The organism is Aquimarina sp. EL_43 (genome assembly GCF_943422735.1).
Lineage (GTDB): Bacteria > Bacteroidota > Bacteroidia > Flavobacteriales > Flavobacteriaceae > Aquimarina > Aquimarina megaterium.
Window position 1 is genome coordinate 2880776 of record NZ_CALSBR010000001.1, and the last position, 16405, is coordinate 2897180.

At 34.4% G+C, this 16405-nt stretch carries 13 protein-coding genes and 1 tRNA gene; all 14 read left to right on the forward strand.

All coding sequences use genetic code 11. The features are described 5' to 3' along the window. Window positions 1-35: 35 nt before the first annotated feature. The 14 genes from mraY to NNL09_RS12275 all read left to right on the forward strand — a co-directional run bounded on the left by mraY (window position 36) and on the right by NNL09_RS12275 (window position 16233). The gene (gene mraY, locus NNL09_RS12210) at window positions 36-1268 is read left to right on the forward strand and encodes a phospho-N-acetylmuramoyl-pentapeptide-transferase (protein ID WP_025665062.1); all 1233 of its coding nucleotides are present in this window, start codon (window positions 36-38) and stop codon (window positions 1266-1268) included. Window position 1269: 1 nt separating this feature from the next. Then, complete coding sequence (gene murD, locus NNL09_RS12215; RefSeq protein WP_196910802.1) at window positions 1270-2604, forward strand: UDP-N-acetylmuramoyl-L-alanine--D-glutamate ligase; 1335 nt, start codon at window positions 1270-1272, stop codon at window positions 2602-2604. A 26-nt stretch (window positions 2605-2630) separates the two neighbouring features. Next, a complete protein-coding gene (locus NNL09_RS12220; protein ID WP_025665060.1) occupies window positions 2631-3836 on the forward strand; it encodes an FtsW/RodA/SpoVE family cell cycle protein in 1206 nt (401 codons plus the stop codon). Then, window positions 3833-4945 carry an undecaprenyldiphospho-muramoylpentapeptide beta-N-acetylglucosaminyltransferase gene (gene murG, locus NNL09_RS12225; RefSeq protein ID WP_025665059.1) on the forward strand — a complete coding sequence of 371 codons (1113 nt, stop codon included), beginning with the start codon at window positions 3833-3835 and terminating at the stop codon, window positions 4943-4945. The genes NNL09_RS12220 and murG overlap by 4 nt, the downstream gene beginning before the upstream one ends. A gap of 9 nt (window positions 4946-4954) precedes the next feature. Next, window positions 4955-6301, forward strand: coding sequence for a UDP-N-acetylmuramate--L-alanine ligase (murC, locus tag NNL09_RS12230; protein WP_025665058.1), 1347 nt, complete (start codon window positions 4955-4957; stop codon window positions 6299-6301). Between the two features lie 11 nt (window positions 6302-6312). Next, window positions 6313-7017 (forward strand): cell division protein FtsQ/DivIB, encoded by a 705-nt coding sequence (locus tag NNL09_RS12235; RefSeq protein ID WP_254514246.1) that lies wholly within the window; start codon window positions 6313-6315, stop codon window positions 7015-7017. A gap of 7 nt (window positions 7018-7024) precedes the next feature. Next, entirely contained in the window at window positions 7025-8383 is a 1359-nt protein-coding gene (gene ftsA, locus NNL09_RS12240; RefSeq protein WP_196910804.1) for a cell division protein FtsA, read from the forward strand. A gap of 80 nt (window positions 8384-8463) precedes the next feature. Next, window positions 8464-10440, forward strand: a complete 1977-nt coding sequence (ftsZ, locus tag NNL09_RS12245; protein ID WP_196910805.1) for a cell division protein FtsZ — start codon at window positions 8464-8466, stop codon at window positions 10438-10440. A 187-nt stretch (window positions 10441-10627) separates the two neighbouring features. After that, window positions 10628-11077, forward strand: a complete 450-nt coding sequence (locus NNL09_RS12250; protein ID WP_025665054.1) for a GatB/YqeY domain-containing protein — start codon at window positions 10628-10630, stop codon at window positions 11075-11077. 12 nt (window positions 11078-11089) lie between these two features. Then, a tRNA-Arg gene (locus tag NNL09_RS12255) sits at window positions 11090-11163 on the forward strand. A gap of 654 nt (window positions 11164-11817) precedes the next feature. After that, window positions 11818-12939 (forward strand): LytTR family DNA-binding domain-containing protein, encoded by a 1122-nt coding sequence (locus NNL09_RS12260; protein ID WP_025665044.1) that lies wholly within the window; start codon window positions 11818-11820, stop codon window positions 12937-12939. 199 nt (window positions 12940-13138) lie between these two features. Continuing rightward, complete coding sequence (locus tag NNL09_RS12265; RefSeq protein ID WP_025665043.1) at window positions 13139-14227, forward strand: HBL/NHE enterotoxin family protein; 1089 nt, start codon at window positions 13139-13141, stop codon at window positions 14225-14227. 29 nt (window positions 14228-14256) lie between these two features. After that, window positions 14257-15327: an HBL/NHE enterotoxin family protein gene (locus tag NNL09_RS12270; RefSeq protein WP_196910806.1), complete on the forward strand. Its 1071-nt coding sequence runs from the start codon at window positions 14257-14259 to the stop codon at window positions 15325-15327. Between the two features lie 102 nt (window positions 15328-15429). Beyond that, the gene (locus NNL09_RS12275; protein WP_196910807.1) at window positions 15430-16233 is read left to right on the forward strand and encodes a hypothetical protein; all 804 of its coding nucleotides are present in this window, start codon (window positions 15430-15432) and stop codon (window positions 16231-16233) included. Window positions 16234-16405: the final 172 nt, after the last annotated feature.

Genomic DNA, 16405 nt, shown 5'->3' on the forward strand with positions numbered 1-16405 from the left:
TTACTCTCTTAAAAAAGAGTTAGAGGTAGTAACTTATGCTATACTATCTATTCGAATATTTGGAAAACGAATACCAGTTCCCCGGGGCGACGTTGTTTCAGTTTATCACTTTTAGGGCAGCAATGGCAATTATTTTGTCGCTATTGATCTCTACAATTTATGGTAAACGAATCATAAATTTTCTTAGAAAGAAACAGATGGGAGAAAGCATTCGTGAGCTAGGTCTGGATGGTCAAGCCGAAAAAGCTGGTACACCAACCATGGGAGGGATCATTATTATTTTGGCAACTCTAGTACCTGTATTACTGTTTGCTAAGCTTGATAATATATACGTAATCTTATTGATCGTTACTACATTATGGATGGGAGTTATTGGCTTTACAGATGATTACTTAAAAATAAAAAGAAAAGATAAAGAAGGACTGGCAGGAAAATTTAAGATAATAGGACAGGTTGGACTTGGACTTATTGTAGGATGTACAATGTATTTTCATAATGATATTACTATCAAAGAAGAAAAAGTAAAATCAGAAACAGAGCAAGTTGTAAATACAGGAGAAGAGGTGTCTGATTTTAATCCTGCTATAAAATCTACAAAAACTACCATACCTTTTTTTAAAAATAATGAGTTTGACTATTCAGATTTGATTACCTGGATTAGTCCTGAAATGGAAAAATATGCTTGGTTAATTTTTATACCTATTGTCATTTTTATTGTTACGGCAGTATCAAATGGAGCAAATCTAACCGATGGGATTGATGGCCTTGCAGCAGGCTCATCTGCAATAATGGTGTTAACATTAGCTCTTTTTGCATGGGTGTCTGGTAACATTATTTTTTCAGACTATCTCAATGTGATGTATATCCCAAATTCTGGAGAAATGACCATCTATATTACTGCATTTGCAGGAGCATTAGTAGGGTTTCTATGGTATAATACGTATCCGGCTCAGGTGTTTATGGGGGATACAGGTAGTCTTACTATTGGAGGAATAATAGCAGTGATAGCAATTGCAATACGTAAAGAATTTTTGATCCCAATTTTATGTGGCATCTTTTTTATTGAAACCGTATCAGTAATGATGCAGGTGAGTTGGTTTAAATATACCAAAAAGAAACATGGAGAAGGAAGAAGGATTTTTCTAATGTCTCCATTACATCATCACTATCAAAAAAAAGGAATACATGAAAGTAAGATCGTTACCAGATTCTGGATTGTCGGCATTTTTATGGCAATCATAGCAGTGATTACATTAAAAGTTAGGTAGTATGAAAAGGCTGGTAGTGCTGGGAGCAGGAGAAAGTGGAGTAGGAACTGCTATTCTGGGTAAAAAAGAAGGATTCGATGTTTTTGTTTCGGATAAAGGGATAATTACAGATCAATATAAAGAAGTTCTTAGAAATTTTGAAATTGAATGGGAAGAACAAGAGCATACAGAAATTAAAATTCTGAATGCAGATATCGTTATGAAAAGCCCTGGAATTCCTGATAAAGTAGCATTAATAGCAAAGCTGTATAAAAAAGGAATTCCCGTAGTGTCTGAGATAGAATTTGCTGCAAAGTACACAGCCGCTCAGATTGTGGGTATTACTGGAAGTAATGGAAAAACTACAACTACAATGCTTACACATTATGTACTTCAGAATGGTGGTTTAAAAGCCAATATGGCAGGCAATATAGGGGATAGTTTTGCAAAACAAGTAGCCGAAAATGATGCTCCTTTTTATGTGCTCGAACTAAGTAGTTTTCAGTTAGATGGAATAGAGGATTTTGCTCCTCATATTGCTGTTCTTACAAATATTACTCCAGATCATTTGGATCGATATGAATATCAGTTTGAGAGCTATATCGCATCAAAGTTTAGAATTGCAATGAACCAAAATGAAAATGATTATTTCATTTATGATGCAGACGATACAGTAATAACAGAATATTTAAAACAACATCCCGTTCGTTCAAAGTTACTGCCTTTTTCATTGACCAAAAAGGTAGAAAATGGAGCATATTTAGAAGAAGAAAATATAACAATAATAATAGATAACAACAAAGTAATCATGCCAACAACAAATTTAGCATTAAAAGGAAATCACAATGTAAAAAACGCTATGGCCGCCGCTACAGTATCACAATTGTTAAAAATTAGAAAAGCGACCATTAGAGAGTGCCTAGAAAACTTTCATGGCGTAGAACATAGATTAGAAGATGTATTAAAGATTAATAATGTGCAATACATTAATGATTCTAAAGCGACAAACGTAAATGCTACTTTTTATGCTTTGGATGCTATGAAATCGGCAACAGTTTGGATTGTTGGTGGAGTAGACAAAGGAAATGATTATACAGAATTGTATTCACTGGTTAATGAAAAAGTAAAGGCTATTATTTGTTTAGGAGTAGACAACTCCAAGATTATTAATGCATTTGGGAATTGTGTTGATAATATTATAGAAACACAATCGATGAAAGAAGCTGTAAATATGGCGTATAAAATAGCTGAGAGAAATGAAAATGTACTGTTGTCTCCAGCATGTGCAAGTTTTGATTTATTTAAAAACTACGAAGAAAGAGGGAGGCAGTTTAAAGAAGCAGTAAGAGAATTGTAATAAAAAAACAGAAAAATAATAGTAGAATGACCAAAGTATTAGCAAATATAAAAGGGGATAAGGCGATCTGGGCGGTAGCAGCTTTGTTGGCACTGTTTTCGTTCCTACCTGTATATAGCGCTAGTAGTAATTTGGCATATTTGTATGGTGGTGATGGAGATACTTTTAGATTTTTGATTAAACATTTTGCTCATCTGGTTTTGGGATTTTTGATCATGTATGGTGTACATAAAATACCTCATCATTATTTTAAAGGGCTTTCTATTATCATGATACCAATGGTGATTGTACTGTTGTTAATCACATTGGCGCAGAATACAACAGGCGGAGGGACAAACGCAAGTAGATGGATTCGTTTACCATTTGTAGGTGTAGGTTTTCAGCCTTCTACTTTGGCAGCAGTAGTTCTAATGGCTTATGTAGCTAGATATCTTTCAAAAATTAAAGATAAAGCTGTTACTTTTAAGGAAACATTGCTACCATTGTGGTTACCCGTGTTTTTGGTACTAATGTTGATTTTGCCTGCCAATTTTTCTACTGCAGCAATCATATTTTCAATGGTTATTGTTTTGGTATTTCTAGGAGGGTATCCGCTAAAATATATTTCGGTGATCTTAGGATCCGGGCTTTTGATACTTACTTTTTTCATTTTGTTTGCAAAGGCATTTCCGGGAGTTTTTCCAAATAGGGTAGATACTTGGGTAAGTAGAATAGAAAATTTTACAGATAAAAAGGATACTCAGGAAGATTATCAGATAGAACGTGCAAAAATTGCAATTGCCAGAGGAGGAGTTATTGGTACAGGGCCTGGTAAAAGTGTACAGAGAAACTTTTTGCCACAGTCATCATCAGATTTTATTTATGCAATTATTATTGAAGAATGGGGTTTTGTTGGAGGAGTTTTTCTAATGTTATTATACATATTGTTATTATTGAGGTTGGTGATTGTTGCCCACAAAAGCGCAGATATTTTTGGTAAGCTATTAGTGATGGGTGTTGGCTTACCTATTGTTTTTCAGGCGTTCATAAATATGGCGGTTGCTGTAGAGTTGTTTCCGGTAACAGGACAAACACTTCCGCTTATTAGTAGCGGAGGAACATCAATTTGGATGACCTGCCTGGCAATTGGTATTGTATTAAGTGTAAGTAGTAAAAGAGAAACTAGTATAGAAGAAGAACGAATAAAAGAAAAAGAAGAAGACCCTTTAGAGGTTTTGAGTGAAGTTTTATGAGCAAAAAGCTAAGAATCATATTATCTGGAGGAGGTACAGGAGGACATATCTATCCTGCAATAGCTATTGCTAATGAAATACGTGACAGATACCCAGATACTTCTATTTTGTTTGTAGGAGCAAAGGATCGTATGGAGATGCAAAAAGTACCGCAAGCAGGATATGAAATTAAGGGATTGTGGATTAGTGGTATTCAAAGAAAGCTAACGTTGAGTAATTTGTTATTTCCGATAAAGCTATTAAGTAGTTTGTGGAAATCCAGAAAAATTATAAAAAAATATAATCCAGATGTAGTGATAGGAACTGGGGGATTTGCAAGTGGACCATTATTAAAAATAGCAAATTCAAGAAAGATTCCAACCGTGCTTCAGGAACAGAATTCGTTTCCGGGAATTACTAATAAATGGTTATCAAAAGGAGCGAGCAAGATTTGTGTTGCTTATGATAATATGGAAAAGTTTTTTCCGAAGAATAAAATCATAAAAACTGGAAACCCTGTTCGTCAGGATTTGCTAAATACCAACGAAAAGAGAGACCAGGCAATTGAAAAATATACCTTAGACCCAGAAAAGAAAACAATTTTGGTGATTGGAGGAAGCTTAGGAGCTAGAAGAATTAATCAATTAGTCGAAAAAGAACTTGATTTTTTTGCAGGAAAAGAGGTTCAGTTACTTTGGCAATGTGGTAAACTGTACTATTCAGATTATAAGCAATATACAGATCAAAAAGATGTGCAGGTACATGAGTTTTTAGACACTATGGATTTGGCATACGCAGCTGCAGATGTTATTATATCAAGAGCTGGTGCAAGTTCGGTTTCAGAATTATGTATTGTTGCTAAGCCAACATTATTTATCCCTTCGCCAAATGTAGCCGAAGATCATCAAACCAAAAATGCTAAGGCGATTGTCGATAAAAATGGAGCTGTAATGTTAAAGGAGAGCGAACTCGATAATAAGTTTGAGTATACGATTTCAGAATTATTAGATTCAGAAAATGTACAAGCCAAACTTTCTGAAGGAATAAAAGAATTAGCCTTGCCTAATGCTACATCCGATATAGTAGATGAGATTGAAAAATTAATGCAAAATAAAGCAGTAAGAAATTAGAAGCATACAATGAACAAAGGTTTAGAGAACATACAAAATATATATTTTATCGGTATTGGTGGTATCGGTATGAGTGCTCTTGCCCGATATTTTAAATTCCTAGGTAAAAATGTAGCAGGATATGATAAAACTCCTAGTCAGATTACTTCTGATCTAACAGCATTAGAAATTCCTATTCATTTTGAAGATAATGTTGATCATATTCCTAAGCCATTTTTAAATACTGAGAATACGTTAATTGTGTATACTCCCGCTATCCCAAAAGATCATAAAGAGTATGTGTATGTACAGAGCAATGGATTTTTGATCAAGAAGAGGGCAGAAGTTTTAGGAATTATTACAAAAGATACATATACGCTTGCAGTGGCAGGAACACACGGAAAGACTACAACAACAGCTATTCTTGCACATTTACTTAAAGAAAGCGGAGCAAAAGTGACTGCTTTTTTGGGAGGGATAAGTGAAAATTATAATTCTAATCTTGTATTAGAAGGAAATGAAGTGGTGGTGGTAGAGGCAGACGAATTTGATAGATCGTTTTTGCAATTATATCCGGATATAGCAGGAATTACTTCGATGGATGCAGATCACCTGGATATTTATGAAAAAGCTAATGCATTAGAAGAGTCGTTTGTTGAATTTTCTTCTAGAGCAAAGGATCATCTTTTGGTACGTAATGGGTTGCCTCTTTCGGGTATCACTTTTGGAATCGAAGATGACTCGGATTACTGTGCTCAAAATATAAAAATAGATAATGGAACCTATGTTTTTGATTTAAAAACACCACATAATTATATTAAAGATTTGCATTTAAACCTGCCAGGTAGACACAACTTGTTAAATGCTATTACAGCCTTTGCTATAGCGATGCTTTACGGCTCCCCGACCGGACCTTTGGCAAAGGCTTTATTTTCTTTTAAAGGCGTGCAAAGAAGGTTTAGTTACCAGATTAAAACGAATGACCTGGTGTATGTAGATGATTACGCACATCACCCTACAGAAATTAATGCGTTGCATCAGGCGGTGAGAGAGATGCATCCTGGTAAAAAAATACTCGCCATTTTTCAACCGCATTTGTATAGTAGAACCAGAGATTTTGCAGCAGATTTTGCGCAGAGCCTCAGTCAGTTTGATCAATTATTGCTTTTAGATATCTATCCAGCAAGAGAATTACCTATCGAGGGTATAACCTCGGATTGGTTATTAAGCATGATAGATGCAAAAGATAAAAAACTAATACAAAAAAATAATTTGATTGAAGCAATAGTAGATAGTAATGCCGAGGTAGTGTTAACTATTGGGGCAGGAGATATTGGAGAAGAAGTATATCGTATAAAGGAAGCTTTGTTAGTATGAAAAGAAGGGTTTTGACATATTTAAAATTTAGCGGTCTGCTCATTTTAATGGTGGTTCTTTTTGCTTTTGCCAGTAAACGTAATGAGCAACGAAAGATTAATGAAGTCCTCATAGAATTTGTTGAAGAACAAGATCCTTATGTAGATGAAGTAACGGTTAATAAATTGTTAATACAAAATCAGGACAGAGTTACGAACGTGGGTAAAGAAATTTTAGTTTTGAATACTGTAGAACAAAAGCTCGATGCACATAAAATGATAGAGCATTCTGATGTGTATCTTACTGTAAATGGAGAACTTAGGGCGAGAATCAAGCAACGCACCCCAATTGCTAGGGTTAATGCGGTTACTCCTTTTTATGTTGATGTTACGGGAAATACGATGCCTTTGTCTGATAGTTATTCGGCTCATGTGCCAATAGTACATAATGTATCAGAACGAGAAGTTATTCAGGTTTTCCCTTTATTAAAAAAAATTCAGGAAGATGAATTTTTAAAAAAACATATTGTAGGGGTTTACCTTAATGTTGAAGGAAATTATGAACTAGAGTTGCGAGTGTACTCGTTTAAATTAGTTTTTGGAAAAATAGAAAATTTAGATAATAAAATCAGAAACTTTAAAGCATTTTATCAAAAAGCATTGAGAGATAAAAGTCTTGAAAAATATAAAAAAGTCAGTTTGCAATTTAGTAATCAAGTGGTGTGTACAATAAAATAATACCAATATGGAAAGAGAAGTAAATGAAATAGCGGTAGGACTAGACATAGGAACAACTAAGATTGTTGCCATGGTAGGGAAATATAATGAGTACGGAAAGATGGAGGTATTGGGAATTGGCAAATCCAAAAGTTTGGGGGTACACCGCGGTGTAGTTAATAACATAACGCAAACAATTCAATCAATACAACAAGCAATTCAGGAAGCAGAAAGTGTTTCGGGATTAAAAATTAATGATGTAACGGTTGGGATTGCAGGTCAGCATATTCGTAGTTTACAACATAGTGATTATATCACCAGACCTAATGCAGATGCTGTAATAGACGAAGATGATATTGAAAAATTATGCAATCAGGTACATAAATTAGTGATGTTACCTGGTGAGGAGATTTTACATGTATTACCGCAAGAATATAAAGTAGATGGGCAAGCCGAAATAAAAGAACCGGTGGGGATGTATGGAGGAAGATTAGAAGCTAATTTTCATGTAGTAGTCGGGCAAGTGACTTCTATTCGTAATATAGGGCGATGTGTTAAAAGCGCAGGATTAGAATTATCAGATGTGACTTTAGAGCCATTGGCATCGGCTAATGCAGTGCTAAGCCAGGAAGAAAAAGAGGCAGGAGTTGCATTAATTGATATCGGGGGAGGTACTACAGATTTAGCCATTTTTAAAGATGGAATTATTCGTCATACAGCAGTAATTCCTTTTGGAGGTAATGTAATTACCGAAGATATTAAAGAAGGATGCTCAATCATCGAAAAACAAGCAGAATTACTAAAAATAAAATTTGGATCTGCCTGGCCTGGTGAAAATAAAGATAATGAGATTGTTTCGATTCCCGGACTAAGAGGAAGAGAGCCTAAAGAAATCACTTTAAAAAACCTCTCTAAAATCATTCATGCACGAGTGGTCGAAATTGTAGAGCAGGTCTTTTTAGAAATCAAAAATTATGGACATGAATCTCCTAAGAAGAAACTAATTGCAGGAATTGTATTAACAGGAGGGGGATCACAACTTAAACATCTTAAGCAACTTGTCGAATATATCACAGGTATGGATACACGAATTGGATATCCTAATGAACACCTGGCAGGAAATAGCGATTCAGAAACTACAAGTCCTATGTATGCAACTGCTGTAGGATTAGTAATGGATGGATTAATACATATTAAGAAACAAAAGAAAATAAGTAAAAAAGAAGAAGTTGCAAGCGTTCAGTCAACACGACAAAACGAGACAACAGCTATAGATAATGATATTAATATTGAAGAAGAAGATCCAAGAGTAGATCTAAAACCGCGAAAGAATATTTTGGAGAAATGGACAGAGAAATTCAAGGAATTCTTAGATAATGCAGAATAGTTAGAAGATTAAGTAATGTTCATTTTTTTGAACAGTGAAAATATATAAAATACAGTAGGAGAACCAGAAAATTAGCAATTATGAGTAAAAATGAGGAGTTCGAAAACATTTCGTTTGATTTACCAAAAAATCAATCTAATGTAATTAAAGTTATTGGAGTAGGAGGAGGAGGTAGTAATGCCATTAATCACATGTTCCAGCAAGGAATTAAAGGAGTTGATTTTGTCATTTGTAATACAGATGCACAAGCATTAGAAAATAGCCCGATACCTAATAAAATACAGTTAGGGGTTTCACTAACCGAAGGACTGGGGGCAGGAGCGAACCCAGAAGTAGGTGAGCAATCTGCTGTAGAAAGCTATGAGGAGATAAAAACAATGTTGGATACCAATACCAAAATGATCTTTATCACAGCAGGTATGGGTGGAGGAACCGGTACAGGAGCTGCTCCGATCATTGCCAAAATGGCAAAGGAACTGGATATCTTAACTGTTGGGATTGTGACAATTCCTTTTCAGTTCGAAGGCCGTATGCGTAATGAACAAGCGCAATTAGGAGTAGAGAAACTTCGTGCTCATGTAGATTCTTTGGTTGTTATTAATAATAATAAACTAAGAGAGGTTTATGGTAATTTAGGATTTAAAGCTGGGTTCTCTAAGGCAGATGAAGTTCTTGCCACCGCATCTCGAGGTATAGCAGAAGTAATTACACATCACTATACACAAAATATAGATTTACGAGATGCAAAAACAGTACTAAGCAATAGTGGTACAGCTATTATGGGGTCTGCTAATGCCTCAGGTAATAAACGTGCTCATGATGCTATTGTTAAAGCATTAGATTCTCCTTTACTTAATGATAATAAAATTACCGGTGCTAAAAATGTACTCCTGTTAATCGTATCTGGTAAAGAAGAGATTACTATCGATGAGATTGGTGAGATTAATGATCATATACAACAGGAAGCTGGTCATGGTGCTAATATTATCATGGGAGTTGGTGAAGATGAATCTCTAGAAGAAGCAATCTCTGTAACTGTTATTGCTACAGGATTTGATGTAGAGCAACAAGACGAAATTGTTAATACTGAAACTAAGAAAATAATTCATACTCTAGAGGACGAACAACGTTCTGCAATACAAGATTTATCTCCTAAATCTACAGGTAATGTTACTCCTATGCGTTCTCCTTTACCAAAGAAAAAAGAAGTAGAAGAACCACCAATTATAAAGCACGAACTAATTGAAGATGAAGAAGTAGATGAGGACTCCTTGTTGATACCTACAACAGATCTGTTAAAAAATATTGATGTATCCTACGAAGTGGTAGATTCTTTTTCTTCGGATAATGATTTTGTGATTATTAATGCACAAGATATCATTAAACAAATAGAAGTTAATGATGAAAAAGAAGTAAATGCCGAAACAGAAAAAGAAGATCAGTTTGCACTAGCTTTTGATATGCCTGTAGGAGGAAACGAAGAAGAACCTACGAAGATACCAACTGCTTCTGTCGATGAGCAAAAAGCAGAAGACGAAGAACAACCTATTGTTTTTGATCTTAGTGATGATATTCTCGATTTAGAGGTTAACGATGCAATAGAAGTAGTTCCTGTTGGAGAAACCACATCTGAGGGAGTGCGTAAGTATAGTTTAGAGGATTATATGGAGGAAGAAAAACGATTAACCGAAGCACAGCCAGCAGAAGTTATGGAAGAAGAAGATGAAGAGGTTATTTTAGAAAAGAAAACGATCGCTCCAACTCCAGAAGAAGAAAAAGTAGAAGATGCAGATCCAGTTAATCAGCCTATTTCTGAAACCCTAAAAGCCAGAGCAGCAGAACGTAGAGCTAAGATGAAGGAATTTAATTATAAGTTTAGAAATAACTCTTCTAATATCGATGATATCGAAAAAGAACCAGCTTATAAAAGAGCAGGAATCGATGTCGATACTAAACCAGATGATTCTGGACTATCAAGAACTTCTTTAGGGACCGATAGTAATGATGATATACAATTGCGCAAAAACAATTCTTTTTTGCACGATAATGTAGACTAATTGAATGATAATTAGAATACTAATATTGTAAAGTATAAATATGTAATTCTTGGACTTCATCTATACTTAGTATGGATTTAGCCAGAATCTAAAAAATAAACATAATACTTAAACTAAACCGATAATCTACTCTTAGATTATCGGTTTATTTTTTATCTTCGCAATCCAAAGATAAAAATCGATTATCATGAGTTTAGAGCAAAAAGTAATGACGGCGATGAAAGAAGCTATGAAAGCTAAAGATACTAATGCATTGACATCATTGCGTGCTGTAAAATCAGCTATTCTATTAGCTCAGACAGAAAGTGGAGCAAAAGAAGAACTTACCGAAGATCAGGAATTAAAATTATTGCAAAAACAAGTTAAGCAACGTAAAGATAGTGCTGCAATTTTTATAGAACAAGGACGAGATGATCTGGCAACACCCGAACTGGCACAAGCAAAAGTGATTGAGCAGTTTTTACCAGAACAATTAGACGAAGCAGAGATCGAAAAAATAGTAGTGGATATTATTGCTAAGACTGGTGCAGAGGGAATGAAAGATATGGGTAAAGTAATGGGCATGGCAAATGCTGCGTTAACAGGAAAAGCAGATGGAAAAACAATTTCTACAATAGTAAAAAGTAAACTATCTTAATATAAGAAAAATGGCCTCGTGGCGCAACTGAATAGCGCATCAGATTTCGGCTCTGAGGGTTGGGGGTTTGAATCCCTCCGGGGTCACGAATGAATCACAAAAAAGTGAATCATGAAGCGAGTTTCAAAAATGAAGCTCGCTTCTTTTTTTGAAAATTGTGAAGTGATTCTTTTTGTGATTTTCAACGCGGAGCGTTGTAGGGATCAACACTAGTTAATCCCTCCGGGGTCACGAATTAGATTAAATCCCTAGTAAATACTGATGTTTACAAGGGATTTTTTATAGCGAAATTCATAAACACAATTAACTTATTGATATTTAGAGGTGTGAGGTTTGAACTTTGTATTCGGGTTATGTAAGAAAAAACTTATTTTAGTCTAGTAGCAGGAGAGATTGAACTATCTAACCATTCTATTGACAATTTATTTGAATTAGAAGTATTTATAAGAATCCATTCTAAATTATTAATAGCCTCGTTACACTCTTAACTTCTCATTCATTTTTAGTGGGACAAAAATTCGATTTTTTTCGTGAAGGACATGATGTTGATCCTTAGGAGTTCAATCATAACGAATTGAAACCTTTTGCAACGGTCTCGAATCCTCAACAAGAACAACAACATCAAAAAATGACATATTACTTTTGTGTTAATCAGTTGTTATCGTTTACTTTGATATTCCTTATTAAACTTTTAAGAATGTTTAAATCTTCCTTTTTTAACAGAATAAGTCAGCACTATAATGGGAAAAGATAAGTTGTATTTTTTAACGTTTATTTCTATTGCGCTTATCTTCTTAGCCATGGCCTCATTAGGGATTAATTATAGTGTAAAGATTTGTGTTAATCTGTTGGTTGATTTACAGTTGGAATCTAGTAAGAGAGAAGTCAAAGAAATAGCACGCTTATCGTATTTACAAATAAAAAACGGAGAAAGTGAAGTTGATATCATTGATCGTATTCAAGAGGCTTTATACGAAACAGAGCCCGGAACTACCTTTATTGTAGCTATCAATAAAAATGGTGAAATCTTATCTCATCCAAAACCAGAACTAATTCATCAAAAAATTATTGCTAGTAGACGTTTAAAGCATTCTATTAGTCAAAGCAGTAGTATCAATGAGATTTATGATATACTAATGGACTATGAAAAAAAGTTTGACGGTGTTTATCAGCCTAAAAATTCTGAGATACTCTACGAAATACCAATAAAGCAAACGAATATTAGTATTGTTTCAGTTGTAAATCTCAACAAACTATTAATACATATTACAAAGCTAAAAAGACGTTTGTATACGATTTTTATATTGATGGGTATTCTAATTATCATCATTTCATTTTTTGCAGTTCGTTTTATTGGTAGTTTTTATGAAAAAGAGCTAGAAGCAAAGAATTCTGATTTAGAGAAAGATATTATGAATCTTACTAAATTAAATTTAGGAGTGTTTAACTATCAGCAAAGAGTTTTTGATGAAGAGCGAAAAATTGAAACATCTTTTTTAAAGACTAATCCCGACTTGAAACAAACGAATAAAAAAAGGTTACTCACTTTTAAACGAAATGAATTAATTCCTACCAATACTAAAGACATCACATATATAAATACAGAAAACTCTATAACATACGTAGTAAATACCGATGGTAAGAGATCGATAAGTAATTTAAGCTTAGATGAGATTTATAATGATATAGATAACACCCTTTTTTTTAGAGCCAATCGTCAATTTATAGTTCGTATTACAGCTATAAAAAAGATTATCAAATATGGCAATAGCCAGTTAAAAATCTTGATTCATTTTTCTGAAATTGAAATTCTTATTAGCAAGAATAAGGCAGCAGAGTTTAAAAAATGGTTAAACGCTTGAAATAAATAGCCTTTTACGAACCTTAACTCAAAAAACTCAGCCTTAATATTTCCTATTCAACCTTTTTTTTTCGCTTTCACGAAGATTTTAGGTGCTAAAAACAAACAACTTACATAAAATTGAGCAACCAATTCTTAGAGGGATAAACATAATCTTCTCTAAGATTTTAAACTCGTTTTAAATTTAAATATTTATTAGTATGACATTTTCAGATCCGACTATCGAAGCTGCAAAAACACAAACCACTCAAGGTCTTGTATTGCAAGGCTACTGTAATAGCATTTTACAACAACCTTTTGTTGATTTTTCAGAATTCACCAATTTATCAAAGATCCAAACTAATATAAATGATGGGTTGCAAAACGCTAAAGACAATGCGAAAACCTACCTTAATGGCATCCAGAATAATATTATTAGTAATATTAATAGTATTTCTAATTTCTATAATTTGTATTCAGCAGTACCTACAGTCCTTCCACCTGATGCTACCGAAGCACAATGGCTGAGTATTTTGCAAGCTATGAAAAGCCAAACAGATACCTTTATTGAAGCCAGTGATCTTGTTATAATAGACTTGGGGAATTTAAATTCGAATATAAATGCAGATGTGGCATTTTTTAATAAAACGATCAATGACCTTAACGCTATCGTTGGTGGTAACGACGGTATGTTAGCTTCTTTAGATAAAGATATTGAAAGACTTGATAAACAAATTGCAGGCACCATTGCAGGGACTGTTATTAGTGGACTAGCCATTGTAGGTGGTGCTGTTATGATTGGTGTTGGAGCCATTGGCAGCCCTTTTACTGCAGGAGGGTCTACCCCATTAATTGCTGGTGGCGTGGCCGTTGTATTGGTAGGTACAGCAGGTACCGTAGCCAGTGCTCTTACGCTTAAAGGCCTCTATGATGCAAAAGCTTCAGTGTTACAACAAAAATCTTCACTAACAAGTGAGGTCAACTTAGCTGAAGGGATTAAAAGTGGCTATAGTTCTTTAGGTTTTGGAGCTTCAGAAGCAGTGACAGCTACCAGCCAAATGAAAAATGCTTGGGTTTCGATTAATAGTGATTTAGATAATCTGTCTCTTAATCTTCAAAATGGTATTATTAGTACGGATAGCGTTAGACAATTATTTTTAACAGCCGCAAATGAAACCATTCCATTCATCCTTGAAGATGTTAGTTTGATAAAACAACAAATGGCAGGTGTAAATGTAAGTGTTAGTGCTGAAGATATGAATGTTGGGGAATATGCTGTGCATTTAGCGGAGCAAGCAACGGCTGCCTAAAGAATTTTTTAATTACTAAAAACACAGTTATGGAAATTTTAAGAAATCATATAAAAAATATAGAAGCCTCACAAAAAGAAACGACTACAAATGGTCTTGTATTACAGAGTTATTGTAATTCTATTTTACAGCAACCGAACTTAGACTTTTCTTCATCTGAAGATTTAGTAGGTATACAGAATAGTATAAATGATAGTATTGAGAACGCTAAAGAAAGTGCCAACAGTTACTTAAGTGATATAAACCCTAAAATTATCAGCTCGCTATCTGACCTTAAGAGTTATTTTACAGTCTATCGTGTGGTACCTGTTACCTTACCAGAGGGGGCTACTGTAGATCAATGGTTATCTGTGCTTACGGTAATTAAAGGCCTCACTGAGAATAACCTTAGAAATAGTGAAGTCATAGTACAAGGGTTAAATGATTTAAGTATTCGACTAAAAGCAGATGCCATTGCATTTAATGAATTAGCACAAAAAGCAAATGAAATGATCTCAGGGGACCAAGGAGAGCTAGCAGATATATCTGATGAACTTAAGTCTATCGATCGTAGTATCAATGCGCAAATTTCAGCCATTGTTGGTGAAGGGATTGCTATTGCAGGGGGAGCCGTGATGATTGGTATGGGTGCTATTGCTTCGCCGGTTGGAGCCGAACTGATTGCTGGAGGGGTTGTTACTGTAGCTGCAGGTGGAGCTTTACTGGCTGCTTCTATTATAGAATTGAAGGATTTATACAATCAAAAAAATGGTTTATTTCAATCTAAAGCAACATTGGAACAAGAAATCTTGCTATTGGGAGGTATCGAATCTGTAATGGACAGTCTATCAGATCAAGCTAAAATTGCAGCAGAAGCGTCTGAAGGAATGACGACTATTTGGAAGGATGTATCAGTAAATTTAGACCGTTTGATCAATGATTTAACAAATGGCATCACTAGTACTGATGAGGCTAGAACTTTCTTTTTAAATAGCGCAAATAATGAAATAGCGGATTTACAAGACACTATAACAACGATTACCCAACAATTGGCGGGTGTTGTGACCATTACCTTGCCAGAAGGAGAAACTGTTATTGATTACCTAGAGAAGGTAAACTAGTAATATTTTAATCCAAAAAGGTTGTCTACTTAAATAATTCATATAGGTTAGACAACCTCTTTACTCAATTTAGTATAATTAAACTTATTCATAGAAATCAAAATGGTAAAAGGGTATTTATCACAGCTTGTTAACGTAATTAAGGAGTATCAAGTTCAACTTAGTAAAGGGGAAACATTACCAGTTGAATCTGAAAAAATCAAACAACAAGCATTACTTATTATTGATGAAAGCGTTTCTTCAATTCAGAATGTTCAAAAATTGCTACAAAAACAAGCAAAATCTATACATAATGATTTGTTACAAGCATTATCAGTGGTCTATACCGATAAAGAAAAATGTTTGTTATTGCTATCCAGAGTTGATAAGATGGTATTGGAAGCGAATCATGGTCTTAACGAAGAGTTAAAAAAGAATTACATTATTCAAGAACATTTTTTTTCTTATTCACAAGAATTACATAAGCATTTTAAAGCATTAGAAATTGAAGATGCTAAAATTAGGGTCGAAGCTCAAAAAGCCAAGGATAAGGCGAAAAAATATGAAAAGGAACGCTATTATTTTTTGGCACTTGGCCCCTTTGGATTAGCAGGCTTGGCCACTGCAACAGGACTTTTTACATCGTGGAGTACCAAAGCAAGTAATGCTAGTAAAAAGGCATCGAAGAGTAAGGCGCAGCTTGAAGGATTAGAATCATCTCGAGATCAGATTAAAATGACCCAAGATAGTTTTGGGTTATGCATAGGCGCATTGTCAGGGGTAAAAAATAGCTTAGTGTTTCTATCATCAGGGCTTCACAATATTATGCAAAATAGTGGGAATGAAAATGAGACTCTAACACTATTAGCACTTTATCTAAATGCATCTATTAGCGAAGTTACAATACTTATGCAGGATATTGCTTAATCCTCAATTCATAGAGATAAATACTCACAAAAAGGAATTCAAAAATGGGCTAGACTAGAAGGGTCTAGGAGAAAGAAATATAGGGCGAAATTCTACTCTGAAGAATGGTTGGCGCAGAAATATACCAGAGTTTTCCAACCATCCACATCGGGATTTTGAGTTAAGTCATAAG